The organism is Streptomyces sp. NPDC006687 (assembly GCF_040636215.1).
In the GTDB taxonomy this organism is placed as follows: domain Bacteria; phylum Actinomycetota; class Actinomycetes; order Streptomycetales; family Streptomycetaceae; genus Streptomyces.
Genome location: NZ_JBEYJJ010000007.1, coordinates 1 through 25,195 on the forward strand (window position 1 = coordinate 1; position 25,195 = coordinate 25,195).

General features: G+C 74.8%; 15 protein-coding genes, 2 tRNA genes and 1 pseudogene. 7 read left to right on the plus strand and 11 right to left on the minus strand.

The window, feature by feature from the left end:
* Nucleotides 1–394: 394 nt before the first annotated feature.
* Nucleotides 395–919: a MarR family transcriptional regulator gene (locus ABZ716_RS10800; protein ID WP_358958140.1), complete on the minus strand. Its 525-nt coding sequence runs from the start codon at nt 917–919 to the stop codon at nt 395–397.
* A 124-nt stretch (nt 920–1,043) separates the two neighbouring features.
* Here ABZ716_RS10800 and ABZ716_RS10805 point away from each other — a divergent pair, with 124 nt between their 5' ends.
* A complete protein-coding gene (locus tag ABZ716_RS10805) occupies nt 1,044–2,345 on the plus strand; it encodes an MFS transporter (protein ID WP_358809871.1) in 1,302 nt (433 codons plus the stop codon).
* Between the two features lie 71 nt (nt 2,346–2,416).
* Here the strand turns inward: ABZ716_RS10805 and ABZ716_RS10810 are convergent, their stop codons facing one another.
* Together ABZ716_RS10810 and ABZ716_RS10815 are read right to left on the minus strand one after the other, a co-directional pair.
* Nucleotides 2,417–4,147: an ATP-binding SpoIIE family protein phosphatase gene (locus tag ABZ716_RS10810; protein WP_358958422.1), complete on the minus strand. Its 1,731-nt coding sequence runs from the start codon at nt 4,145–4,147 to the stop codon at nt 2,417–2,419.
* Nucleotides 4,148–4,325: 178 nt separating this feature from the next.
* Nucleotides 4,326–5,744: an NAD(P)/FAD-dependent oxidoreductase gene (locus ABZ716_RS10815; RefSeq protein ID WP_351877337.1), complete on the minus strand. Its 1,419-nt coding sequence runs from the start codon at nt 5,742–5,744 to the stop codon at nt 4,326–4,328.
* A gap of 342 nt (nt 5,745–6,086) precedes the next feature.
* Between ABZ716_RS10815 and ABZ716_RS10820 the strand changes: the two genes are divergently transcribed.
* Together ABZ716_RS10820 and ABZ716_RS10825 are read left to right on the plus strand one after the other, a co-directional pair.
* Nucleotides 6,087–6,863, plus strand: coding sequence for a helix-turn-helix domain-containing protein (locus ABZ716_RS10820; protein WP_358809846.1), 777 nt, complete (start codon nt 6,087–6,089; stop codon nt 6,861–6,863).
* Between the two features lie 255 nt (nt 6,864–7,118).
* Nucleotides 7,119–9,101 (plus strand): sigma-70 family RNA polymerase sigma factor, encoded by a 1,983-nt coding sequence (locus ABZ716_RS10825; RefSeq protein ID WP_358958142.1) that lies wholly within the window; start codon nt 7,119–7,121, stop codon nt 9,099–9,101.
* A gap of 236 nt (nt 9,102–9,337) precedes the next feature.
* Here ABZ716_RS10825 and ABZ716_RS10830 read toward each other — a convergent pair whose 3' ends face one another.
* Together ABZ716_RS10830 and ABZ716_RS10835 are read right to left on the minus strand one after the other, a co-directional pair.
* The gene (locus ABZ716_RS10830) at nt 9,338–12,547 is read right to left on the minus strand and encodes a BTAD domain-containing putative transcriptional regulator (protein WP_358958145.1); all 3,210 of its coding nucleotides are present in this window, start codon (nt 12,545–12,547) and stop codon (nt 9,338–9,340) included.
* A gap of 86 nt (nt 12,548–12,633) precedes the next feature.
* Nucleotides 12,634–14,835, minus strand: coding sequence for an asparagine synthase-related protein (locus ABZ716_RS10835; protein ID WP_358958147.1), 2,202 nt, complete (start codon nt 14,833–14,835; stop codon nt 12,634–12,636).
* Nucleotides 14,836–15,489: 654 nt separating this feature from the next.
* On the opposite strand from ABZ716_RS10835, the gene ABZ716_RS10840 reads away from it, so the two are divergent.
* From ABZ716_RS10840 to ABZ716_RS10855, 4 genes are all read left to right on the plus strand, one after another.
* Nucleotides 15,490–17,103 (plus strand): sporulation protein, encoded by a 1,614-nt coding sequence (locus tag ABZ716_RS10840; RefSeq protein WP_358809842.1) that lies wholly within the window; start codon nt 15,490–15,492, stop codon nt 17,101–17,103.
* A 20-nt stretch (nt 17,104–17,123) separates the two neighbouring features.
* Nucleotides 17,124–18,356 carry an L-2-hydroxyglutarate oxidase gene (lhgO, locus tag ABZ716_RS10845; RefSeq protein WP_358958149.1) on the plus strand — a complete coding sequence of 411 codons (1,233 nt, stop codon included), beginning with the start codon at nt 17,124–17,126 and terminating at the stop codon, nt 18,354–18,356.
* Between the two features lie 185 nt (nt 18,357–18,541).
* Nucleotides 18,542–19,399, plus strand: coding sequence for a tRNA (guanosine(46)-N7)-methyltransferase TrmB (gene trmB / locus ABZ716_RS10850; RefSeq protein ID WP_358958424.1), 858 nt, complete (start codon nt 18,542–18,544; stop codon nt 19,397–19,399).
* Nucleotides 19,400–19,440: 41 nt separating this feature from the next.
* Nucleotides 19,441–20,727 carry a PrsW family intramembrane metalloprotease gene (locus ABZ716_RS10855; protein ID WP_358958152.1) on the plus strand — a complete coding sequence of 429 codons (1,287 nt, stop codon included), beginning with the start codon at nt 19,441–19,443 and terminating at the stop codon, nt 20,725–20,727.
* A gap of 15 nt (nt 20,728–20,742) precedes the next feature.
* Here the strand turns inward: ABZ716_RS10855 and ABZ716_RS10860 are convergent, their stop codons facing one another.
* From ABZ716_RS10860 to ABZ716_RS10885, 6 genes and pseudogenes are all read right to left on the minus strand, one after another.
* On the minus strand, nt 20,743–21,753 hold the full coding sequence (locus ABZ716_RS10860) for a M23 family metallopeptidase (protein ID WP_358958427.1): 1,011 nt from the start codon (nt 21,751–21,753) through the stop codon (nt 20,743–20,745).
* 309 nt (nt 21,754–22,062) lie between these two features.
* A complete protein-coding gene (locus ABZ716_RS10865; RefSeq protein ID WP_358958155.1) occupies nt 22,063–23,187 on the minus strand; it encodes a PP2C family protein-serine/threonine phosphatase in 1,125 nt (374 codons plus the stop codon).
* 139 nt (nt 23,188–23,326) lie between these two features.
* Nucleotides 23,327–23,400: transfer RNA gene (locus tag ABZ716_RS10870), tRNA-Met, on the minus strand.
* A gap of 166 nt (nt 23,401–23,566) precedes the next feature.
* Nucleotides 23,567–24,391 carry a hypothetical protein gene (locus ABZ716_RS10875; RefSeq protein ID WP_358958158.1) on the minus strand — a complete coding sequence of 275 codons (825 nt, stop codon included), beginning with the start codon at nt 24,389–24,391 and terminating at the stop codon, nt 23,567–23,569.
* 308 nt (nt 24,392–24,699) lie between these two features.
* A tRNA-Lys gene (locus ABZ716_RS10880) sits at nt 24,700–24,772 on the minus strand.
* Nucleotides 24,773–24,956: 184 nt separating this feature from the next.
* Nucleotides 24,957–25,195 (minus strand): annotated as a pseudogene (locus ABZ716_RS10885) (RNA helicase); the annotation flags it as partial.

Sequence of the window (25,195 nt, forward strand, 5' to 3'; positions counted from 1 at the left end):
TCATCCACCGGAGTGGACGGGGTATCAACTTCTGGCGTTGATTTTTGGCACGCTGTTGAGTTCTCAAGGAACGGACGCTTCCTTCGTACTCACCCTCTCGGGCTTTCCTCCGGGCTTTCGTTCTGTTCCGACTCTATCAGATCCTTTCGGGCCTGACCCCCAGTCAGCGGGGTTTGTCTTCCGGGCTGTTGGGCCCTTCCGACTCCCGAACTCTAGCGGATTTTCCCGGCAACCGATAATCGGGCCTTCGGAAATGAATTCGGGCACGCCGAATTAGTTCCCGGTGGGAGATCGTGCTGAGTAGGTTGCCGCGACGAGGCGGCGGATTCGTTGGCCTCGGAACCTTTCGGCTCTGGGGCAACTCGAAGAACCTTACGGATCGGGAAGGGTCGTGTCAACCCTGCTCTACGCGGGCCAGGACCCGCGTGAGCATGTCGCCCAGGAGCCCGCGTTCCGCGGTGGAGAGGTCCTGGAGGAGGTCCTCCTCGAACACCGTGGCCGCGCGCATCGCGTCCAGCCACTTGCTGCGGCCCTCGTCCGTCAGACCGACGATCACGCGGACGCGGTTGGCCTCGTCGCGCTCCCTCGTCACCAGACCCTCGGCCGTCATGCGGTCGATGCGGTGGGTCATCGCCGCCGGCGTCAGGCCGAGCTGCTTCGCGAGCTCGCTCGGGCCCATCCGGTACGGGGCGCCCGAGAGGACGAGGGCCTTGAGGACCTCCCACTCCGCGTTGCTGATGCCGAGGGCGGCCGTCTGGCGGCCGTACGCGACGTTCATGCGGCGGTTCAGGCGGCTGAGGGCCGAGACGACCTTCTCCACCTGGGGGTCCAGGTCCTGGAATTCGCGCTGGTAGACGGCGATCTGCTCGTCGAGGCTCGGCTCGTGGACGGGCGTGGCGCCGTCGGGGGTGTCACCCATGGTCCGAAGTATCGCATGAACCCGTTGGCGTCTAACTCCTTCGATGTGTAGAGTTAAGCATCGAACTTTAGGTATGAAGTCTTCAGGCTTTAGCTATCAGGACAGGTGAGAAGTGACCAAGGTGATGGGCGCTGCGATGCGGCGGATCCAGGCCGGGAACGCGTTGACCGCGTTCGGCATCGGCTTCACGGTTCCGTTCCTCTACATCTATGTGGCGCAGGTGCGGGGTCTGGGCTCCATGGCGGCCACGAGTGCGTTCGTGGCCTTCGCGCTGGGTGCCCTGGTCGCGCTGCCCTTCACCGGCCGGGTCATCGACCGGCGCGGTCCCGTGCCCGTCGTCATGGGTGCGGCCGTGGCCGCGTCCGTGGGCGCGCTCTCGCTCGGGCTGTCCACCGGTGTGGTGCCGATCCTGCTGTCCGCCCTGGCGCTCGGTGCCGGGCAGGCCGTGATGCAGCCGGCGCTGGCGACGATGATCGTGTGGTGCTCGACGCCGTCCACCCGGACGCGGGCCTTCGCGCTGCAGTTCTTCATGCAGAACCTGGGTCTGGGCATCGGCGGACTCGCCGGCGGTCAGATCGTCGACGTGACCCGGCCCGGCAGCTTCACCCTGCTGTTCGGCATCGAGGCCGTGATGTTCCTGGTGCTGGCCGCGGTCATCGCCACCGTGCGGATGCCGCAGGCGCCCAGCATCAAGGACGCGATGCCCAAGGACCCGGCCCAGGCGGCCGGCGGCGGCTGGAAGCGGTTGCTGCGGCACAAGGCCATGGTGCAGCTGTGCCTGCTGGGGTTCGTGCTCTTCTTCGCCTGTTACGGACAGTTCGAGTCGGGCCTGGCCGCCTTCGGTACGGAGGCCGCGGGGATCTCGCCGTCCACCCTGGGGTTCGCGCTGGCCGCCAACACGGGTGCCATCGTCGTGGCGCAGTTCGTGGTGCTGAAGCTGGTCGAGAAGCGCCGCCGGTCGCGGGTGATCGCGCTGGTCGGGCTGATCTGGACCGTCGCGTGGCTGATCGCCGGGTTCTCCGGGCTGGGGCACGGCAGCGCGACGATGGCCGCGGCGGCGTTCGTGAGCACGTACGCGCTGTTCGGGATCGGTGAGGCGATGCTGTCGCCGACGCTGGCGCCGCTGGTGGCCGATCTGGCTCCGGAGGGTTCGGTCGGGCAGTACAACTCGGCGTTCGCGCTGGTCAAGCAGATGGCGCTGGCGCTGGGGCCGCTGGGCGTGCCGCTGGGTGCGGGGGTGCCGATGCTGTACGTGGGGACCTTCGTGCTGGTGTCGCTGGGGATCGCGGGGCTGGCGCTGCGGCTGGGCCGGCAGCTGACTCCGGTGCAGGACAACCCGTCGCTGCTGGGCGGCCGGGTCGTGGCGCAGGGTCCGTTGGGGGCCGCGAAGGGTGCGGAGCAGGCGGAGCAGCGGGTGGCCGCGTAAGAGGTGGGTGTGTGGTCAGGCCCCGGTCCGGTGGACCGGGGCCTTCGCGCGTCCGGGGCTCTTTTCCGGGGCTATTTGTCGGGCAGGGCGAACTCGCACCAGACGGCCTTGCCGCCGCCGGGGGTGCGGCGGGAGCCCCAGGCCGAGGCGATGGTGGCGACGATCGAGATGCCGCGGCCCGTTTCGTCGGCCGGTTCGGCGCGGCGGCGGCGCGGGAGGTGGTCGTCCCCGTCGGTGACCTCGACGATCAGGCGGCGGTCGGTGCGGCGCAGGCGCAGCCGCATGGGCGGGGTGCCGTGCTGGAGGGAGTTGGCGACGAGTTCGCTGGCGGCGAGGACGCCGAGGTCGCAGAGCTCCATGGGGAAGCGCCAGGAGCTGAGGACGCCCTGGGCGAAGGCGCGGGCGCGGGGGGCGGCCTCGACGCCGCCGAGGAGTTCGAGGGCGGCGTTGTGGAAGAGCTCGGCGTCGGCTCCGGTGCGGGCGGGCTGCTGGAGGACCATGACGGCGACGTCGTCGTCGTGGTCGGCGTCGACGCCGAGGGCGCGCATGAGGCGGTCGCAGATGATCGCGGGGGTGCCCTGGGCTCCGGAGAGGGCCCGTTCCAGGGCGGCGACGCCTTCGTCGATGTCCTCGCCCCGGCGTTCGACGAGGCCGTCGGTGTAGAGGACGGCGGTGGAGCCGGGGCCGAGGGCGATGGTGCCGGAGGTGTGGAGCCAGCCGCCGGTGCCGAGCGGCGGGCCGGTGGGGTCGGCCGCGCGGCGTACGGTGCCGTCCTCGTCGCGGACCAGGATGGGCAGGTGGCCCGCGGAGGCGTAGGCGAGGAGGCCCTCGTTCGGGTCGTGGACGGCGTAGACGCAGGTGGCGATCTGGCTGGCGTCGATCTCGGCGGCGAGGCCGTCGAGGAGCTGGAGCACCTCGTGCGGCGGCAGGTCGAGGCGGGCGTAGGCGCGGACGGCGGTGCGCAGCTGGCCCATGACGGCGGCGGCGCGGACGCCGCGGCCCATGACGTCGCCGATGACGAGGGCGGTGCGGCCGGCTCCGAGGGTGATGACGTCGTACCAGTCGCCGCCGACGGCGGCTTCGGTGCCGCCGGGCTGGTAGGTGGCGGCGATGCGGAGGTCGTCGGGCTGTTCCAGTTCCTGCGGGAGCAGGGAGCGCTGGAGGGTGACGGCGGCTTCGCGCTGGCGGCGTTCGCTGGCGCGGAGGCGGTCGACGGCTTCGGCGTGGTCGGTGACGTCGGCGAGGTGGACGAGGATCCCGGTGTGGTGGGGGTCGGGGCGGCCGTCGGCGTCTGCCTTGGGGAACCGTACGGGGGTGCAGGTGACGGTGTAGGAGTTGCCGCCGCCGGGGGCCTGGCGGTTCTTGGCGGTGCGGGGCCTGCCGCTGCGCTGGACCTGGTCGAGGAGGGGGAGCAGGCCGAGGTCGCCGAGTTCGGGGAGGGCGAGGCGGGCGGGGGCGCCGGTGGTGCGGGCGCCGAAGCCGGCGGTGTAGGCGTCGTTGACGTAGGCGACGCGGTGTTCGGGGCCGTGGACGAGGGCGACGAGGGCGGGCAGGAGTCCGAGGACCTCTTGGACGGACAGCTCGTCGAGGGTGGGTACGGCGGGGAGCGGGGCGGTGCCGGTGCCGGAGACGGTGGGGTCGGCGGGGGTGCCGTCGGCGGGCGTGACGGGGTGGCTCGCGGCGCCGCGGGCCGCCGGGACGGAGCCTTCGCCCCGCTTGGCGTGGGCGGCGGCGTGCTCGTTCCGGGCGGCGGCGCGGCGCTGCGTTCCGGGAAACCGGGCGCTCCAGCGCGTGAAGTTCACTGCGTTCAAGCCTCGTGGTGTCGCGTGTCGCAAGTGGTCGCGGTGTCCTCCCGGTGGTGGCGGGAGGTGCCCCGTGTGGTCGGTCGCTTGCTGCTGGTCACTGCCTGGGGCGTCACTCTGTGCAGGTGTGAGCCCACCTATGGTCACACGTCCAGTGTGGCGGACGGCACTGACAACGTCAGCCCTCGTTGTCGGCCGGGGGCTTGGGGGCGGGCTGCTGGAGGTGGTGGCGGGGGCCTCCGCCCGCGGCGAGTTCGAATTCTGCCCTGGGGTGTTCGAGGGATCCGAGGGAGACGATCTCGCGGTGGAAAAGGCCGGCGAGGGTCCATTCCGCGAGTACGCGCATCTTGCGGTTGAAGGTGGGGACGCGGCTGAGGTGGTAGGTGCGGTGCATGAACCAGGCCGGGTAGCCCTTGATCTTGCGTCCGTAGACGTGGGCGACGCCTTTGTGGAGGCCGAGGGAGGCGACCGAGCCGGCGTACTTGTGGGCGTATTCGGTGAGGGCTTCGCCGCGGAGGGCGGCGAGGAGGTTGTCGGTCAGCTGTCCGGCCTGGCGGACGGCGTGCTGGGCGTTGGGGGCGCAGGTGCTGCCGGGGGTTTCGGCGGTGATGTCGGGGACGGCTGCGGCATCGCCGGCGGCCCAGGCGTGTTCGACGCCTTCGACGGTGAGGAAGGAGGTGCAGCGCAGGCGGCCGCGTTCGTTCCTGGGGAGGTCGGTGGCGGCGAGGACGGGGTGGGGTTTGACGCCGGCGGTCCAGACGACGGTGCGGGTGGGGAAGCGGGAGCCGTCGCTGAGGACGGCGACGCGGTTCTCGCAGGATTCGAGGCGGGTCTCCAGGCGTACGTCGATGTTGCGGCGGCGTAGTTCGCGCACGGTGTAGGTGCCCATTTCGGGGCCCACTTCGGGGAGGATCCGGTCGCTGGCCTCGACCAGCACCCATTTCATGTCCTCGGCCTTGATGTTGTGGTAGTACCGGGCCGCGTAACGGGCCATGTCCTCCAGTTCGCCGAGGGCTTCGACGCCGGCGAATCCGCCGCCGACGAAGACGAAGGTGAGGGCGGCGTCGCGGACGGCGGGGTCGCGGGTGGAGGAGGCGATGTCCATCTGTTCGATGACGTGGTTGCGCAGGCCGATGGCCTCTTCGACGGTCTTGAACCCGATGCCGTAGTCGGCGAGGCCGGGGACGGGGAGGGTGCGGGAGACGGAGCCGGGGGCGAGGACGAGTTCGTCGTACTCGATCTCCATGTCGCCGGTGCCCTCGTCGGGGGTGGCGAGGGTGGTGACGGTCGCGGTCCGTTTGGCGTGGTCGATGCGCTGGGCCTGGCCGATGACGATGCGGCAGCGGTCGAGGACGCGGCGCAGGGGGATGACGACGTGGCGTGGGGAGATCGCGCCGGCGGCGGCTTCAGGGAGGAAGGGCTGGTACGTCATGTAGGGCTCGGGGGTCACCACGGTGACCTCGGCTTCACCGGGTCTGAGTTTCCGCTGGAGGCCCAGGGCGGTGTACATGCCGACGTATCCGCCGCCGATGACGAGGATGCGCGTGCGGGGCGGGGTACCGGGGGCGTCGCCCCGCGAGTTAGCAGCCTTCACCATCCCATGACGCAACGTGGCCGGGAGTTTGTCCACAGGCCCGGCGGATTGTGTGACCGGCGGGGAGGGTGGCGTGGGGTGGTGGAGGCGGCCGGATCGGATGGGAAGTCCGCAGGTCAGGCTGTGCGGAGGGGGTGATTCCGGAGGCTTGTGGCGGAAAAGTGGGGGTGAATGCTCCGATCGGGCGGTGCTCGGTGGGGGGCTGCCTCTTCTGAATTGACTCTGGCTCAACTATGTTCGTATCTCGTCGAGGCGTAGGACCAGGGCCCACATGACCGTGGCCCCCCTCGGCACGAAGGCGGGGAGTGTCTCCGGGGGGAGACATATGATTACCGGGGGATACATATGCATATTTCCGATTTCCATGGTTCTGCCACCGCTCTGTCCGCAGAGAGCGGCGGCCGCGTGATCACGGGCACGACCACCCACGGCACGGGCCGCTCGACGCCGCTGCGCGTCGACGCGCAGCGCAACCTCGAACACGTCCTGCGCGCCGCGCGCGAGGTCTTCGGCGAGCTGGGCTACGGGGCTCCCATGGAGGACGTGGCGCGGCGCGCGCGGGTCGGTGTCGGCACCGTCTACCGGCGGTTCCCCAGCAAGGACGTGCTGGTCCGGCGGATAGCCGAGGAGGAGACCGCCCGGCTGACGGAGCAGGCCAAGTCCGCCCTGGGCCAGGAGGAGGAGCCCTGGCAGGCGCTGTCGCGCTTCCTGCGCACCTCCGTGGCCTCGGGTGCGGGCCGGCTGCTGCCGCCGCAGGTGCTGCGGGTCGGCTCGGCCGAGGAGGACGCCGAGGAGGAGGGCGCGGCGCGCGTTCCGCAGCAGCGGCAGGTCGTGGCGGCCGTCGGCAGCGGGGCTCCGGACCTGCGGGTCGTGGGCTCGCGGACGGCCGTCGAGGACGAGCCCTCCGAGGACGCGGGCGCCGGGGCGCTGCTGGAGGTGGTCGGCCAGCTCGTGGACCGGGCACGGGAGGCCGGGGAGCTGCGGGCCGATGTCACGGTGGCCGATGTGCTGCTGGTGATCGCGACCGCCGCTCCGGCTCTGCCGGACCCGGCGCAGCAGGCCGCCGCTTCGGCGCGGCTGCTGGAGATCCTGCTGGAGGGTCTGCGTTCCCGTACGGCGTGAGCCGGAGCGGACCGCGCGTCCGGCGGTGCTGACGGTGCGTCGGGCCCCCGCAGGGGTGGGGGCCGGGCGTCAACCGGGCGCCGGCAAGCGGTGGTCGCTCGAAAGGGTGAGGAAGGGGCCGGGGATCAGACGGATCTTCCCCGGATCCTCCCCGGACGGGTGGACGCTGCCGAAGGCGGGACGGGGCGCCCCCGCCGTGTGCCACGCTGGATCGGTGGACCGGTCTGAGTGTGTCGTCGTGCGGGGGCTTCCGCGGTGAGCGTTGACGGACGGGACGAGTCGCCCGGTGGCGTCGGTGGCGCGAGGGGCGAGACCTCGGCGGGCAGCCTGTCCGCCCGGCAGGTCCCGGCGCAGCGCGAGCCCGGGCGCGGGCGCCATGCCGCTGCCGGGCCGGGCGGCGGCGAGCTGCCCCCGTCCGACGGGGACCTCATCGCGCGGATGCGCGGCGGTGACGACGCGGCGTACGAGGAGCTGTTCCGCCGGCACGCCGAGGCCGTACGGCGCTACGCGCGCACCTGCTGCCGGGACGCGCACACCGCCGACGACCTGACCGCCGAGGTGTTCGCGCGGACCCTCCAGGCGGTGCGGGGCGGGGCCGGGCCGGACCAGTCGGTGCGGGCCTATCTGCTGACCACCGTGCGGCGGGTCGCGGCGGCCTGGGCGAAGACGGCCCGGCGGGAGCATCTCGTCGAGGACTTCGCGGTGTTCGCGGAGCAGGCGGCTTCGGGGGCGGACAGCGGCGGGACGCTGGGCGGACTGTCCGGGGACGACACCCTGGAACTGGGCGCGGACGTCCGGGCGATGCACGAGGCCGAGCGGTCGCTGGCGATGCAGGCGTTCCGGAGCCTGCCGGAGCGGTGGCAGGCCGTGCTGTGGCACACCACCGTCGAGGAAGCCTCGCCGAGTGCGATCGCCCCGCTGTTCGGGCTGAGCGCCAACGCGACGGCCGTCCTGGCCAGCCGGGCCCGGGAGGGCCTCAAGCAGGCGTACCTCCAGGCGCACGTGAGTTCCGCGCTCAGCGCGGGCGGGGACTGCGCCCGGTACGCGGACCGGCTGGGCGCCTATGCCCGGGGCGGGCTGCGGATGCGGGCCGAGCGGGGGCTGCGGGGGCACCTGGAGGAGTGCGCCCAGTGCCGGCTGGCCGCCGGGGAGCTCAAGGAAGTCAACGCGGGGATCCCCGCGCTGCTGCCGGTCGCGGTCATCGGGTGGTTCGCCGCCGGGTACGCGGCGAAGGCGGCCGGAGTGGTGGCCGGCGGGGTCGTCGCGGCGGGAGGTGCGGGGGCCGCGGCCGCCGCGGCCGGCGGGTCGTCGGCGGCCGGGGCCGGTGCCGCTGGGGCTGCGGGTGCAGCTGGGGCTGCGAGTGCCGGTGCGGCCGGGGGTGGGGCCGGTGCCGCCGGAGGGGCCGGTGCCGCCGGAGGGGCCGGCGGGGCGGTGGTCTCGGAGGGGCTGGGGCTGCCGGCGAAGGCCGCCATCGCCGCCGGTATCGCCGTCGCGGCGGCCGCCGGGGTGGTGTTCGCCCTGACCGGGGACGAACCCGAGCCGGAGGCGAAGCCCGCGCCCAGCGCGGCCGCCCCGGTGGTGCCCAGGGCGCCCGCGCCGGCCCCGCCGCGGTCGAGCCCGCCCGCGGATCCGGCGCCGGCGGCGGGTGATCCCGTACCGCGCGCCGTGGCGCCGTCCCGGGCGCCGCGCACCGCCGCGCCGTCGGTGTCCGCCGCCGCGCCGGTGACTCCGTCGGCCTCGGCGTCCCGGCGGCCGAAGCAGACGCCGTCGCCCTCGCCCTCGCCGTCCCGGCCGCAGCCCGCCCAGGGCTTCCCGCTGGCCCGGCTCGGCCACGCGGGGCTGGGCCGGCACACCGGTCCCGAGCTGGAGACCTGGCGCAGCAGCTGGGTGTGGCAGCGGTGGGGGCTGGTGGTGGGCGGGCAGCGGTTCGGGCAGGGGATCACCGTCAACTCCCGCTCCTCCGTGGAGATCACCCTCAACCGGCGGTGCACGTCCTTCTCGGCGCGGGCCGGGGTGGACGGGCTGTCGCTGTTGACCGACGGGACGGTGCGGTTCTCCGTCTACGGCGACGGGCAGCGGCTGTGGCGTTCGGGCGCGCTCGGGTACGGGGACGCCCCGGTGGCCGTCGAGGTGCCGCTGGCCGGTCGTTCGACGCTGCGGCTGGTGGTGGAACAGGCCGGGCAGGGACACCTGCCGACGCTGGCGAGCTGGGCCGACGCGGTGATCAGCTGCGGCTGAGCGGGGCGTGGCGAGCTCAGCCGCGGCTCACTTAGCGGGGCGTGCGGCTCAGCCGCGGCCCAACGGGGGCGTGGCGCGCTCAGCCGCCGCCCAACGGGGGCGCGCCGGGCTCAGCCACGGCTCAACGGGGGCGTGGCGCGCTCAGCCACGGCTCAACGGGGGCGTGGCGCGCTCAGCCGCGGCCCAACGCGGCATGGCGGGCTCAACCGCGGCTCACTTAGCGGGGCGCGCCGGGCTCAGCCGCGGCTCAGCGGGGCGTGGCGGGTGATCTCGGTGACGACCTCGGCGGGGGTCAGGGCGCGGCCCGCGGCTTCCGCCTCGGCGTGGGCGTCCGCCCCGAGGGCGGCGAGGGTGCGGGCCGGGAGCCCCTCCAGGACGGCCTCCTCCGGCACCGAGCGGGGATGGCCGCCCGCGCGCCAGCGGCCGGCCGCCGCGAGGACCCGTACGCTCGCGGCCGCACGGCCGGTGCCCTCCAGGTACAGCGCCGCCGATTCGGCGAGGCAGGCCAGGACGCGCTCGGCGCACTGCGCGGCCACCGCCTCTGCGAGGGCGGGCCCGACCCTGTCCAGCCCGGCCTGCGGTCCGTGCTCCCGGGCGGCGAGGGCGGCTTCGATGAGGTCGAGTCCGGCGGTGAACTGCGGGGGCGGGTTCATCTGGGACGCCTCGGCGCGGGAGCGGTCGCACTCGGCGCGGGCCCGTTCGGTGTCCCCCCGCCGGAGGGCGAGCATCGCCGACAGGAGCCGGGAGAAGGAGTTCACGTCGTAGACCCCGCCCTGCCGGTCGACCTCGCGGTCGGATTCGGCGAGGAGCCGCTCGGCGGTGTCGTAGTCCCCCGCGCAGTAGGCGGCCTCCGCGATGCGGGCCAGGGCGAAGGGCGCCTCGGTCTGGGCTCCGACCTCCCGGGCGAGGCGCAGGCACTCCTCGTACTCGGCGCGGGCGGTGTCGTACTGGCCACGGGAGAGGGCGGCCTCGCCGGCGGCGCTGGCGGCCTGGGCGCGCATCCAGCGGTCGCCGCAGCGGCGGGCTATCTCGTGGAGTTCGGCGAGGTCGGCGTCGACGGTGTGCAGGCCGCCGGTCGTGTCGATGGCGGAGTGGGCGCGCATCAGCAGGGTCACGCCCAGTTCCCAGTCCCCGCCGTGGCGGCGGCAGTTCTCCACGGAGCGGTCGAGGTCGGGGTGGAAACTGGGCGCGTCGCCGGTGAGGAAGCTCGTCGCGGGCCAGAGCATGCCGGGGAAGAGGGTGGCCTGCGGGGAGCCCTCGCGGAAGACCTCCCTGAGGTGGGCGGCGAGGGTGGCGTACTCGGGCGTGCGGAAGCCGGAGGCGCCCTTGCTCTCGGTGAGCAGGAACATCTGGAGGATCCGCAGCCGCATGGCGCGCCAGTACGAGGCCGAGCCCGCGGGCGGGTCGTCGGGGGTGACGGCGAGCACCCGCTCGGCCCACTCGGCGCCCTCGGCCCGGTAGTTGCGCAGCCACAGGAACCAGGCGAGGGCGGTCAGGAGGCGCTGGGCGGTCTCCACGTCCGGCTCCTTGGCGGTGGCGGTGTGGAGGGCGGAGCGCAGGTTGTCGAGTTCGGTCTCGACGCGCCGGATCCAGGGGAGCTGTTGCGCGGAGCGCAGCAGGGGTTCGGCGCGTTCGGCCAGGGCCAGGTAGTGGGCGGCGTGGCGGCGGGCGGTGGCGCGGGCGTCGTCGGGGGAGGCGGCGAGGCGTTCGGTGGCGTACTCGCGGATGGTCTCCAGGAGGCGGTAGCGCATGCCGTCGGCGTCGGGGACGGCGGTGACGAGGGACTTGTCGACGAGGGAGCCGAGGGTGTCGGCGACATCGGTGCCGGGGCCCGCGCAGACGGCCTCGACGGCGTCCAGGTCGCAGCCTCCGGCGAAGACGGACATCCGGGCGAGGACGGTGCGTTCGGCGGTGTCGAGGAGGTCCCAGGACCAGTCCACGACGGCCCGTAGGGTCTGCTGGCGCGGCAGCAGGGTGCGGGCGCCGCCGGTCAGGAGCCGGAAGCGGTCGTCGAGGCGGTCGGCGATCTGGCGCGGGGTGAGCAGCCGCAGCCGGGCGGCGGCCAGTTCGATGGCGAGCGGCAGTCCGTCGAGCCGGTCGCAGATCTCGGCGACGGCGGACGGGTCCTCGTCGGGGCGGAAGCCGGGGCGGGCGGCGGTGGCGCGGTCGGTGAAGAGCCGGTGCGCGGGGCCGGGCGGGAGCGGGCCGAGGGGGCGCAGGAACTCACCGGGCACGCCGAGGGGTTCGCGGCTGGTGGCCAGGATCCGGACGCCGGGGCAGTGGGTCAGGAGCTTCTCGGCGAGGGCGGCGGCGCCGCCGATGACGTGCTCGCAGTTGTCCAGGACGAGGAGCAGGCTGCGGTGCGCGCAGTGCTCCACGAGGAGGGTGGTCGGGTCGTCGTCGGCGGGGGTCTTCTCGCGGGCGACGAGGCTGTTCTCGCGCAGGCCGAGGGCGCTGAGGACGGCGTCGGGGACGGCCGCGGCGTGGTCGAGGCGGGCGAGTTCGACGAGCCAGCCGGATTCCGGATGGGCGGCGGCCGCGTGCTCGGCGAGGCGGGTCTTGCCGGCGCCGCCGGGGCCGGTGAGGGTGACGAGGCGTACGCGGGCCAGGTCGTCGGCGAGGGCGGCGAGTTCGGGCTCGCGGCCGACGAAGGAGGTCAGGCGGGGGCGGAGGTTGCCCTGGGGCCGGGCGGGCGGCGGGGGCGGGGGCTGGAGGAGTTCGGCGTGCAGGGCGCGCAGCTGGGGGCCGGGGTCGGTGCCGAGGCCGTCGGCGAGGTCGCGGCGGATGTCCTCGTACGCGGCGAGGGCGTCGGCGGGGCGGCCGGCGGAGCGCAGGGCGCGCAGGTGGAGGGCGCGCAGGGGTTCGTCGTACGGGTGCTCGCGGATCAGCGCCTCGATCTCCGGCAGGAGTGCGGCCGGGGCGGTGGCGCCGCTGCGCAGGTCGGCCTCGACGCGGTCGCGCAGGGCCGCGGTGCGGCGGGCTTCGGGGGCGGCGGCGTGGGCGGTGCGGGCGGGCTCGGGGAGGTCGGCGAGGGCGGGGCCGCGCCAGAGGGAGAGGGCCTCGCGGAGGGTGGTGGCGGCGGTGGCGGGGTCGGTGGCCAGCTGTTCGGCGCCGAGGGCCGCGAGGCGGGTGAAGCGGTGGAGGTCGACGTCCTCGCGGGCGGCGGCGAGGCGGTAGCCGCCGGTGGGGTCGGTGCGGACGCTGTCGCGGGAGCCGAGGGCGCGGCGCAGGCGGGCGACGAGGGCCTGGAGGGCGGCCGGGGCGTCCTGGGGCGGGTCGTCGCCCCAGACCTCGTCGACGAGGTCGGCCACCGGGGCCGCGGCGGGGGCGCCCGCGCGGAGGGCGAGGGCGGCCAGGAGCGCGCGCAGGCGGGCGCCGCCGGGGGTGAGGGGGGCGCCGGTCTGCTCGTCACGTGCCTCGGTGGTGCCGAGGATGAGGTACCGCACCGGATCATTCTGCCGTGCCGCCGCTCCGCGCCGCGGCCGGTTTTCTCCCCGCCCCGCCTTTCCGCCCTCCTCGGGCCTCCGGCGTCTCAGGTGCCGGCGGGTTCGCGCCCGGCGGGGAGGCGGGGCAGGGGGGTGGGCAGGGGCGGGGCGGGGCGGCGGCGGGGGGTGGGGCCCGTCCAGCAGGTGCCGCGGCGGGTCATCAGGCGGCGGAGCCACAGTTCCATCGAGACGAGTTCCGCCAGCCCGTCCAGCGGCACCGGCCGCCCGTCGGCGGCGTCGGTCAGGGCCTGGCGCACCACGCCGGCGTCGACCAGCCCGGCGTCGGCCAGCAGCGGTGCGCGGAAGAGGGCCAGCAGCGAGGCGAGGGCGGCGCGCAGCCCGAGCCGGACGGCGGCCTCGTTCGGCCCCGGCGCGGTGACCCCCCAGCCGGGCGGGAGTTCGCGCACCCCGGCGGCGGCCAGCACGCTGCGCAGGATCTCGGCGCGGGCCCCGGGCTGGACCCGCAGGGATTCCGGCAGGGCGCGTGCGGCCCGTACGACCTGATTGTCGAGGAACGGCGCGTGCAGGCGCTGGCTGCGGACCTCGACGGCCTGTTCGAAGACCCGGTGGTCGGCGGCGTGGCGGGCCAGCAGGGCGCGGGCGCGGGCCTCGCCGGGCCGCAGGGAGAGCGGGGGGCGGCCGGCGGCGGCGCGCAGACGGATCGATACTTCCGCCAGCGCCTCCCCGGTCAGCCAGCCGGCGGCCGGGCCCGGGCGGGACCAGGTCAGGGCGGCCAGGGAGGCGTCGACCGGTCCGGAGACGGCGGTGGCGACGCCGCCCTCGCGCAGCCGGGCGGCCGCGGCCTCGATGCCCGCGCGGTAGGGCGTACGGGCCAGGCGGCGGGCGGCGGAGTAGACGGAGAAGGGGACGAACAGGGGCCCTTCGGGGGCGGAGCGGGCGAGGGCGGCGACGGGGCGCAGCAGGTGGCGGCGCCGGCGGTCGAGGAGGAGGTCTGCCATGCGGGCCGGGTGGGCGTCGAGGACCTGGCGGGCGCCGTGTCCGGTGAAGTGGTCGGCGGAGCCGGCGGCGAGGCGGCGCCGGTCGCGGGCGGCGGTGACCAGGCAGGGGCCGGGTTCGTCGGTGAGGGGGCCGTCGAGTTCGGCGTACGGGAGGGCTTCCTCGGCGGCGGCCACGACGACGTGGTGGAGGCGGGGGTCGGCGGCCAGGGCGTGGGCGCGTGCGAGTTCGCCTTCGCGGCCGCTCGGGGTGGCGAGGTCGTTGAAGGTGACGGCGAGGAGGCGGGAGCCGGAGCCGGGGAGGGTGCCGGGGGCGCCGGGGAGTCCGGCGGCGAGGAGGGCGAGGGTGGCGGAGGCGGTGCCGCCGGAGAGGTCGGCGCCGACGCCGGGGGCGGGGGCGCCGCGGGCCGCCCGCCGGTCGGCGGGGCCCATTCCGGGCACGGGCCCGGGGTCGGGCAGGAGGGCGTCGGGGGCATGGCGGGGTGCCGTGAGCCGGGCGCGCACCGCCGCCGTCAACGCTTCCCGCACTCCCTCGACCGCCCCCGCCGCGTCGGACTCGGGGGCGGCCACGGCGAGGGAGGCCACGGGTTCGTAGCCGGTGATCTCCCGGGAGCCCTCGCGCAGGATGAGGGTGTGGCCGGGCGGGATCCGCCGCACACCGGCGTACGGCGTGCCGTCGCCCAGGGCCTCGGGGCTGTCGGGGCAGGCCAGCAGGGCGGCGAGGTGGCCGACGTCGAGCTGGGCCTCGATGAGGTCGGCGAGGGGGAGGGCGGCGGTGGCGTAGGCGGTGCCGCCGGCCCAGGGCGTGTAGAAGACGGGCCGGGCCCCGGCGAGGTCGCCGAGGACGGTGATGCGGCGGCCGGCCTGGACGACGGCGGTGTAGCTGCCGGGCCATTCGGTGAGGTGGCGCAGGGCGCCGCCGCGGGCGGCGTAGAGGGCGCGGCGCAGTTCCTCGTCGGTGGCGCCGCAGCAGCCGAGGACGGCGAGGCGGGTGAAGGGGTCGGCCGGGTCGGCGGTGAGGGTGCGGATCTCGTCCGGGCGCCAGTCGCCGACGGCCCACAGGGGGTCGGGGTCGCCCCACAGGAGCTGGGCGCCGACGGGGTGCAGGGTGCGTTCGGCGTCGGGGCCCGCGGGGTCGTCGGTGTCGGCGATGCCTCCGCGCAGGGGTTCCGCGTACGGGGAGCCGTAGGGGGAGCCGTAGCCCGTCCCGCCCGCCGCCGGGCCGCTGCCGGGTACGCGTCCGGCCGTACCGAAGCGCGCGGCGATACTGCTCCACCCGACCAACCAGCGCACCGCCGCCTCCCCCAGCCCGTGGGCACATGACCGGGGCAACGGGCGGCACGGACGACGTGGTCGGCGCCGAAGGGCGCGGCCGGCGGGACCCCGGTGGCTCGGGATCCATGCTGCCACGAAGCGGACGTGCGGGAGCGTCTTCGGGGGGCGCACATGTAAACGAACACGCCACCGTCACACGGTATTTGGCGTTCCGTTCCCACCGCCCCATAGGTCGGTTTCGGCCATTCTCCGGCCGTACTGAGCGCCCGTACGGGTCTTCGCGCGGGCGGCGGCGGGCGGCCGCGGGGCGCGGTCCGGGAGGCCAGATCGCGCCCCCCGGACCGTTCCGCCACCCGCGGGGATTGAGGCAGCGGCATCCCCCGGCCTGCCGGATCCACCCGGCGGGCCGACCCACGCACGGCACATCGAATCGCCGGGCCCCGGGCGCGGCCAGAGCGCACGGCCGGGCGCACGGCCACACGCCCGGAGCACGATCCCGGGCGTGCGCCCCGGGGAGCGGGCCCCGGCGGACGGTACGTACGCACAACAATCCCGCCATACGGAACGCGGGGCCTTAACGCTTGGGAGGCGGGGAACTACGCTGGGTTTACGAAATGCCGGGCGCCTATGCCCCGGTGGCGTCTGCGTTCCGCGTGTGACGAGGGGTGGCGCATGTCCAGGGAGTTCCGCGAACCCAACGAGAAACTCGGCGCCGTCCTCGCCCTGGCGGGCATCAGCAACGCGGGGCTGGCCCGTCGGGTCAACGACCTGGGGGCGCAGCGCGGTCTGACGCTCCGGTACGACAAGACCTCGGTCGCGCGGTGGGTGTCGAAGGGGATGGTGCCGCAGGGCGCGGCCCCGCATCTGATCGCCGCCGCGATCGGCGCGAAACTGGGCCGGCCGGTGCCGCTGCACGAGATCGGGCTGGCCGACGCCGACCCGGCGCCCGAGGTCGGGCTGGCCTTCCCGCGTGACGTCGGGGCGGCCGTGCGGTCGGCGACCGATCTGTACCGGCTGGATCTGGCGGGGCGGCGGGGCGGTGGCGGGATCTGGCAGTCGCTCGCCGGTTCCTTCTCGGTGTCGGCGTACGCGACGCCGGCCTCGCGGTGGCTGATATCGCCCGCGGACAGCTCGGTGGCCCGCGAGCCGTCTCCCGCCCGCGACCCCGGCGCCACCGGCCCCGCGAGCGGTGGTGCGCGTACGACGGCCACGGCGCCCACCGCGGCCCCCGCGACCCGGCGCACCCCCGGAACCCCCGCGCAGGGCGTTGTGCCCGCCCGCCCGGAAACCGAAACCGCCGCACCGGCCGCCCCGGCAGCCGCGGCGACAGCCCAGGCCCCCGTCGTGGTGCTCCCCGGCCTCTCCCCGCAGCGCGTCGGCCACAGCGACGTCACCAAGCTGCGGGAGGCGGCCGAGGACGCGCGCCGCTGGGACTCCAAGTACGGCGGCGGGGACTGGCGGTCCTCGATGGTCCCCGAGTGCCTGCGGGTGGACGCGGCGCCGCTGCTGCTGGGCTCCTACTCGGACGAGGTGGGCCGGGCGCTGTTCGGCGCGACGGCGGAGCTGACCCGGCTGGCCGGGTGGATGGCCTTCGACACCGGTCAGCAGGAGGCGGCCCAGCGCTACTACATCCAGGCGCTGCGGCTGGCCCGCGCCGCGGCCGACGTCCCGCTCGGCGGCTACGTCCTGGCCTCGATGTCGCTCCAGGCGACCTACCGGGACTTCCCCGACGAGGGCGTGGACCTCGCCCAGGCGGCCGTGGAACGCAACCGGGGCCTGGCCACCGCGCGCACGATGAGCTTCTTCCGCCTGGTGGAGGCCCGGGCGCACGCGAAGGCGGGCGACTCGGCGGCGGCCGGGTCGGCGCTGCGGGCCGCCGAGGGCTGGCTGGAACGCTCCCGCGAGGGCGATCCCGACCCGACCTGGCTGGGTTTCTACTCGTACGACCGTTTCGCGGCGGATGCGGCGGAATGCTACCGGGACCTCAAACTCCCCCGCCAGGTCCGCCGTTTCACCGAGCAGGCCCTGTCCCGCCCCACGGAGGAGTACGTCCGCTCGCACGGTCTGCGCCTGGTGGTGAGCGCCGTCGCCGAGCTGGAGTCGGGCAACCTCGACGCGGCCTGCGCCGCCGGGACCCGGGCCGTGGAGGTCGCGGGCCGCATCTCCTCCGCGCGCACCACCGAGTACGTACGGGACCTGCTGCACCGCCTGGAGCCGTACGGGGACGAGCCGCGCGTGGCGGAGCTGCGCGAACGGGCCCGGCCGCTGCTGGTGACTCCCGCGTAGCCCCTATTGTCGGTGGCGGGGTGCAAGATGCAGGGGTGGGAGGTGTCAGCGTGGGCGGCGGTGTGGACTGCGATGTGCTGGTGATCGGTGGCGGGATCGTCGGCCTGTCGACGGCGCACGCCCTGTCCAGCCTGTCCCCCGGGACCCGCGTCACCGTGCTGGAGAAGGAGTCCGGGCCCGCCCGGCACCAGACGGGCCGCAACAGCGGCGTGATCCACAGCGGCATCTACTACCGCCCCGGCTCCCTCAAGGCGCGGTTCGCGGTGCGCGGGGCCGCGGAGATGGTGAAGTTCTGCGCGGAACACGGCATCCCGCACGAGGTGACCGGCAAGCTGATCGTCGCCACCGACCGCTCCGAGCTGCCGCGGCTGCACTCCCTGGTCCAGCGCGGCCGGGAGAACGGCATCCCGGTGCGGGAGCTGGGCCCGGCGCAGATCGCGGAGTACGAGCCGGAGATCAGCGGACTCGCCGCGATCCATGTCGCCACCACCGGGATCGTGGACTACGGACAGGTGTCCGCGCAGCTCGCCGAGAGCTCGGGCGCGGAGATCCTCTACGGGGCGGAGGTGGACCTGATCTCGCGCCGCCCGTCCGCGGTGGCGGTGCGCACCAGGTCGGGGCAGGTCGTACGGGCGCGGATGCTGGTGAACTGCGCGGGCCTGCAGTGCGACCGGATCGCCCGGCTGGCCGGGGACGACCCGGGCATGCGGATCATTCCCTTCCGGGGCGAGTACCACGACCTGGCCCGCCCCTCGCTGGTGCGCGGGCTCGTCTATCCCGTCCCGGATCCGGCGTTCCCCTTCCTCGGCGTCCACCTCACGCGGGGCATCGGCGGCGGGGTCCATGTCGGGCCGAACGCCGTGCCGGCGCTGGCCCGCGAGGGCTACGGCTGGGGCACGGTCCGGCCGCGCGACCTCGCCACCGCGGTGGCGTGGCCGGGATCCTGGCGGATGGCCGGTCGGCACTGGCGGTACGGGGCCGGCGAGATCCACCGCTCGCTGTCGAAGGCGGCCTTCACCGAGGCCGTACGCCGCCTGCTGCCGGGGGTCACGGAGGCGGACCTCACCCCGGCTCCGGCGGGGGTAAGGGCGCAGGCGGTCCTGCGGGACGGGAGCCTGGTGGACGACTTCCTCATCCGCGAGGCCCCCCGGACGGTGCACGTCCTGAACGCCCCCTCCCCCGCGGCGACGGCCTCCCTGCCGATCGGCCGCGAGATCGCCGCCCGGGCCCTGCGCATCCTGCGCGCGGCCTGACCCCGCCGCCCTCCGCCGCCTGACCCCGCGGCCGGCGCCGGCGCCCGGCCATGCCGCCCAGCCCCCGCCGCGTGCCCCGCGTTTCCACCCCGCCCCGCGCCCGACCCCCGCCGCGTGCCCCGCGTCCTGCGCTCCGTCCGGCCCCGCCGGCCGCCGCCCGGCTCGCAGACGGCTCCCGGCGTAGAATCGGCGGCATTGTGTCTGAGTCCCTGAACCCCCACCCCAGCCCCGACGCGGCGCCGGAGGCGGCCGCGCCTTCGCAGGCAGCCGCGTACACGCCGCCCAAGTGGCGGACGGAACCCCGCTTCCCCGACGGCCCCGCGCCCGACCCCGCCGGCTCGCACCACGAGCGCCGGATCCGCAGCTTCCAGCCGCGCCGCAGCCGGGTCACCACCGGCCAGGGCGAGGCGCTCAAGCGGCTGTGGGGCACCTGGGGCCTGGACATCGACGGCCGCGAGGTCATCGACCTCGACCAGCTCTTCGGCGGACTGCCCGTGGTCCTGGAGATCGGCTTCGGAATGGGCGAGGCCACCGCCCAGATGGCCGCCGCCGACCCCGGCACCGGCATCCTCGCCGTCGACGTCCACACCCCCGGCCAGGGCAACCTCCTCGCCCTCGCCGAGCGCGGCGGGATGACCAACGTCCGCGTGGCCAACGGCGACGCCATCATCCTGCTCCGCGAGATGCTGCCGCCCGCCAGCCTCGCCGGGATGCGCGTCTACTTCCCGGACCCCTGGCCCAAGGCGCGCCACCACAAGCGCCGCCTGATCCAGCCGGAGTTCCTCGACCTGGCCGCCACCCGGCTGGCACCGGGCGCGCTGCTGCACTGCGCCACCGACTGGGAGCCGTACGCCGAGCAGATGCTCGACGTGCTGACCGCGCACCCGGAGTTCGAGAACACCCAGGCCGACGGCGGCTACGCCCCGCGCCCGGAGTTCCGTCCGCTGACCCGCTTCGAAGGGCAGGGCCTCGACAAGGGCCACGTCGTACACGACCTGCTCTTCACTCGCACAGAACCCAACGCGCAGGCCAAGAACCGATAAACGTCACTCCGAGTGTCCGAGCGGCTCGGTAGGGTCATCATGTGCTCCGAGCGCTCGTCCGTGTGCTCGCACGCCCGTCGGGCAGGGCCCGTGCGTGCGTGCTCGTCGGCCTGCTCGGCGCGACCGGGGCCGCCATCCTCGAACTCGTACGGGAACAGACCGGCACGGCGGGCTTCTTCGTAGGTCTCGGCCTGGCCCTGCTGCCGGTGCCGCCGCTGATGGCGGCCTTCCGGTGGCTGGGACGGGCCGCGCCCGGCCCCTGGCGCCAGCTGCTGTTCTGCTTCGGCTGGGGGGCCTGCACCGCGGCGCTGATCGCGATACTGGCCAACAGCTTCGCCACGGAGTGGATGGCGCGGGCCGCCGACCCCTCCGCCGCCGATCTGCTCGGCTCGGTGGCGGTGGCCCCGGTCGTGGAGGAGTGCGCCAAGGCGGCCGCGCTGCTGGCCCTGTTCGTCCTCCGAAGACCGCCGTCCGCCGGCCCCGCCGACGGCTTCGTGTTCGCCGGGTTCACCGCGACCGGCTTCGCCTTCACGGAGAACGTGCTCTACCTCGGCAACGCCTTCGAGGAGGACCTGTCCAAGGGCACGGGAGCCCTGGATTCGGTGACGGCGGCGACCTTCTTCGTCCGGGTCGTGCTCTCACCGTTCGCGCACCCGCTGTTCACCGTGCTGACGGGCCTCGGCTTCGGGCTGGCCGCGTTCAGCGCCCGCCGGGTCCGCCGGGCCGGCCTCCCGCTGCTGGGCCTGGCCCTGGCCATGGCGGCGCACGCGCTGTGGAACGGCTCCTCGCACGTCGGGGAGTACGGGTTCTACTGGGTCTACGGCTGCGTGATGGTCCCGGTGTTCGGGCTGCTGCTGTGGCTCGCGGTGCGGTTGCGGCGCCGGCGCCTCCAGGTGGTCACCGCCGAGCTGTCGGTGTACGCGGCCGCGGGCTGGCTCGGCCCGGCGGAGGTCCCGGCGATCGCTTCGATGCCGGCCCGGTCCCTGGCGCGGACCCTGGCCCGGAGCACCGGGGGCCGTCCCGCCGCCCGGGCGGTGTCCCGGTACGCGTCCGACGCCGCCGCTCTGGCCCTGCTGCGCCGCTGCGCCCGGCAGGCGGGCCCGGAGGGGGATGGCGGATTCGCCGCGCGGGAGGCGGAGTTGCTGCGCCGGCTCTGGCTGCGCCGGGCCACGGCAGCGCCCGCGCTGGCTCGGGCGGCGGTGCTGGAGGAGCTGCTGCCGCCGTGGTCCGGCCCGCCGGCCGGGACGCACGCGTGCCACGCGCGGGCGGCCGCGCCGGTCGCCGTACCGGCCCCGAGGCGGACGGAGTTCACCCCCGCCCGGGGGTGAACCGCGGGGGCGGGGTCAGACGTCGAGGCCCCGGGCGGTCAGCCACGCCAGCGGGTCGACCGTCGCGCCGCCCTGGCGGACTTCGAGGTGCAGGTGGGCCCCGGTGACGTTGCCGGTCGCGCCGACGCGGCCGATGGTCTCGCCCGCGCCGACCGACCCGGAGGTCACCGCCATCGAGGACAGGTGGCAGTACCAGACCTCGGTGCCGTCGCCGAGCCGGAGCACGATCCGGTAGCCGTACGCCCCCGACCAGCCGGCCGAGACGACCGTCCCGCCGCCGACGGCCTTGACCGGGGTCCCGGTGGGCGCGGCGAAGTCGAGGCCGGTGTGGTGGCCGGATGACCACATGGAGCCGGAGTCGCCGTAGTGCGAGGTGAGGGTGTAGGAGGAGGTCGGCAGGGACCAGCCGCCCGAGGACTTCACGGCCGGGCCGCCACCGCCGGAGCCCGCCTCCGCCTTGGTCTCGGCCTGCGCGACGGCCGCCTGGTCCGCGGCCGCCTTCTCGGCGGCGGCCTTCTCGGCGGCGGCGCGCACCGCCTCGGCCTCCCGCTCGGCCGCGTCCTTGCGGGTACGGGCCTCCTGCGCGGCGCTCTCGCGGGCGGCCTGCTCGGCGTCCGCCCGGGCCTGGGTCTCGGCGGCGTCCTGCTGGGACTCGGCCTGCTGGAGGATGCGGTGGCGCAGCGCCTCGCCGGCGTCGGTGTGTCCGTGGGTCTGCGCTGCCTGCTGCTCCTGCTGTCCGCCGGCCTGGCCGGGCATTGCGGCGGATCCTGCCGGGCCCGTGTGGTCCCCCTCGACGAGGTCGTGGAGCGAGGGCAGGGATATCGCGGCCTGCGGGCGGTCCTGGGCGGTGGCGATCCCGCCCGCGCCGACCGCCGCGATCACGCCGACGCCGAGCACGGTCGAGCTGCGGGCCAGTCCGCCGCGCGGCTTGAGGACCCGGTGCTTGCCGCGCAGCGGTCGGGCGGAGTCCTCCGTGGGATTCCACTCGCCCCACGCGCCCGCTCCGGGCGTCTCCTGGAGTTCTATGCCTTCAGGGGCAGGCGAGTTGGAGGCCACGGGGGCACACTCCTCTGGACGAGAACGCACACGGGCGCCGTCGAGACGACGGCTGGACGACCGCGCTGCGTTATCAAACGGTAATAGACGCAGGGGAGTGATTCCAAGCTGAGGCGAATGATCGTTGACGCCAATCGGCCACACCCTGAACAGCTTTGGCCACGACATAAACCACTACTCACCACCAACCAGGGTGAAACGGGCCCACCTCCACCACTACTTCAGCCACACCGGCCACATGACTGGCCGTCAATCCCCTTGCGCTGAGCGGCCCATGCGCTACGCACCGTCACCGGGTTCGCCGGTGCGCCCCACCGCCAGCAGGGCCATGTCATCGGTCGCCGCGCCGCCCGTATGCCGGTGCACATCGCTGCTGAGCGCGCTCAGCACCGCGTCCGGGCCGGGGAAGACCCGCCCCCGCAGCCGGGCCGCCGGATCGTAGAAGGCCCCCGCCCGGTCCCGCGCCTCGGTCACCCCGTCCGTGAACAGCAGCAGGGTGCTGCCCGGCGGGAACGGCCACTCCTGGGCCGCGCCGGTACCGTCCCGCGCCAGCTCGCCCAGGCCCAGCGGCAGCGCCGGCTCGGCCGGGGCCAGGACGGACACGCCCCCGTCCGCGTGCAGCAACAGCGGCTCGGGGTGACCCCGGTTGACCAGCCGCAGCAGTCCGCCGCCGGACGGCACCTCCCCGAGCACACAGGTGGTGAACCCCTCCACCGCGTCCAGGCCGTCACGCCGCATGCCCTCCCGGGTCAGCGCCCGCTCCAGCCGCTGCGCCAGCCCCTCCAGGGTGGGCTCGGTCTCCGCCGCCTCCCGGAAGGCCCCCAGCACCACCGCCACGGCCTCCACCGCCCCCAGCCCCTTGCCGCGTACGTCGCCCACCGCGAGCCGTACCCCGTACGCGGTGTCCTGGACGGCGTAGAGGTCCCCGCCGATGAAGGCGTCGGCCTGCGCGGCCTCGTACCGCGCGGCGACGCACAGCCCCCCGATCCGCTCGGCCGGGGTCGGCAGCACGGCCCGCTGGGCGGCTTCGGCGATGCCCCGCGCCGAGGCGAGCCGCTCACCGCTGCGCCGGACGACCCGGTTGATCAGCAGGGCCAGCCCGGAGACCGTCAGCACGGTCACCAGCTCGGTCAGCGCCTCCGCCTTCCAGGTGATCCCGTTGTAGACGTGCAGGCCCGTCACCGTCGCCGCCGAGGCGATCCCGGTCAGCGCCGTCACCCCGAGGCTGAACAGCGGGGCGGCGATCAACGGGGCGGCGGAGAAGAAGGGGGAGCCGGTGAAACTGGGCGGGGTCAGCAGGTCGAAGAGCAGCCCGAGGAAGATCAGCAGGAAGGGCAGGATCCGCACCACCCGCCGGGCGGCGCCGTCCGCGCTCCCGCCGTTGCCCTGCCGGCCCAGCCCCACGCCGCTCTCCTGCCCGCCCGGTAGCCCCGCCCCTCAAGGCTGGCGCCCCGGACACCGACCGGCGACCGGGCCGGACCGGCCGGGTGACGGCGGACACGCCGAAGGCCCGGATCCAGAGGATCCGGGCCTTCGGTTTCAGTAGCGGGGACAGGATTTGAACCTGCGACCTCTGGGTTATGAGCCCAGCGAGCTACCGAGCTGCTCCACCCCGCGTCGGTAAACCCAACTCTACGTCATCCGGGGGACGGCTCTCGCCAATTAACCCGCCGCGCCCCCCACTGAACCGCATCACCGCAGGTCAGATGGGGTAAAACCCGGCCGTGCCGCGCCCCGGAAAACCCTCGGGGCGCGGCACGGCGGGACCGGACAGGGGGCGGGGTCAGGCGCCCTTGCCGCTCTTCGGCAGGGTCCGGGCCGTCTGCGGGAGGCTCGGGCTGGCGGGCGTCGCGCCGTCAGGGGCCAGGAACGGGCCGCTGGGCACGTTCTGGAGCTGGAGCGGGGTCCAGCTCCTCGGCGTCAGGACTCCGTTGACCCGACGGGGTCCGCAGTCCAGGGTCACCCCGTTGGAGGCGCACTGGAGCTCGTAGACCTCGCCGGTGGTGGTCAGCACCTTGAAGTTCGTCACCTGGCCGAGCGAGGAGACGGTGGCGTCGCAGACGATGGCGGGGTCGGGGTAGCCCGGGTTCTGCGTCGGGTTGGTGAGGTTCTGGAACTTGTAGGGCCCCGTCTGCGGGTCGTCCCGGTGGCCGCCGTACGCGACCCCGCGGTAGAGGAAGACGGAGAACTCCTCGGTGTTGTTGGAGAGGATGGAGTCGACCGCGTAGCCGCACCCGTTGCTCCCGCCCGGCCCGGGCGGGCCGGCCGGCCCCGGGTCGCCCTTGGGCCCCCTGGGCCCTCTCGGCCCCCGCGGACCGCGGTTGCAGTCGTCGTCCTCGTGCCCGCCCGCCTTCCCGGCCTTGCGGGCGGCCCCGGCGCGGTCGCCGTCGCCGTCGTCGTCGCCGTCGTGCCCGCGGCCGTGTTCCTTGCAGTGGTCGAGGGCGGTCACCGAGGCCGCGGCCGGCGCCGGGCCGTCACCGGACGCCAGCGCCGGGGTGGCCAGGCCCAGCACCACGACGGCCAGCGATGCCACCGCGCTGCCGGCGAGATACCTGCCCCGCCGGGGGCGCGGACCGAGGGGGAGTGCGGTCCTCTTCTCAGGACTCATGCGTGTTGCTCCTTGTGGAACCGAAGAGATGGGCCCGGAAGCGCGAGATTGAGCCTCCTTTCACATGATCTGACCGATATGCACCCACTCCCCGTCAGGCGCGCGGCCCCGTCAGCGCGATGGCCCAGCGCAACTGGCCCGAAGGGGGTACTCCCCCGGCATGTCGCACAGGGCGGCCCCTCAGATTCCGGCCACGGAGGGTGCACGTAAGGCCCGGTACACCCCGGAACGCACCGAGCGCCCCTCCGGTCGAAACCGGAGGGGCGCTCGGGAGCAGGTGGGAGGAGGTGTCCCCCGCCTGCGAGCGGTAGGCCATGTCGGACTCGAACCGACAACCAACGGATTAAAAGTCCGCTGCTCTGCCAATTGAGCTAATGGCCCTCCATGTGCTCACCCCAGAGCATAGCCGCAGAGCGGCTGCTGGCCGATCGGGTATCGCCGGGTATGGCCCCGGCGGTTTCCCGCCAGGGGGTGCGGGTGGGGTGAAAGGGGCCGGAAAGGGGATCGGCCCCCACCGCACCGGGGTGCTGTGGGGGCCGATCCTCCGTCAGGGGGTGCTCAGGCGTCAGCCGTTGCGCTTCCAGCGGGGCTTGTCGTCACGACGGCCGCCGAAGGAGCCGCCGCCGTTGCCGGACGGGCGGTCGTCGCGGCGGAAGCCACCGCCGGAGGGACGGTCGTCACGACGGAAACCACCGGAGGGGCGGTCGTCGCGGCGGAAGCCACCACCGGAGGGACGGTCGTCACGGTTGAAGCCACCCGACGGACGGTCGTCACGACGGAAACCACCCGACGGACGGTCGTCAC

Coding starts and splice junctions, on each gene's coding strand:
- ABZ716_RS10800 (WP_358958140.1), bottom strand. CDS start 919: ATGGGTGACACCCCCGACGGCGCCACGCCCGTCCACGAGCCGAGCCTC.
- ABZ716_RS10840 (WP_358809842.1), top strand. CDS start 15,490: ATGTCCAGGGAGTTCCGCGAACCCAACGAGAAACTCGGCGCCGTCCTC.
- ABZ716_RS10805 (WP_358809871.1), top strand. CDS start 1,044: ATGGGCGCTGCGATGCGGCGGATCCAGGCCGGGAACGCGTTGACCGCG.
- ABZ716_RS10875 (WP_358958158.1), bottom strand. CDS start 24,391: ATGAGTCCTGAGAAGAGGACCGCACTCCCCCTCGGTCCGCGCCCCCGG.
- ABZ716_RS10820 (WP_358809846.1), top strand. CDS start 6,087: ATGCATATTTCCGATTTCCATGGTTCTGCCACCGCTCTGTCCGCAGAG.
- ABZ716_RS10815 (WP_351877337.1), bottom strand. CDS start 5,744: ATGGTGAAGGCTGCTAACTCGCGGGGCGACGCCCCCGGTACCCCGCCC.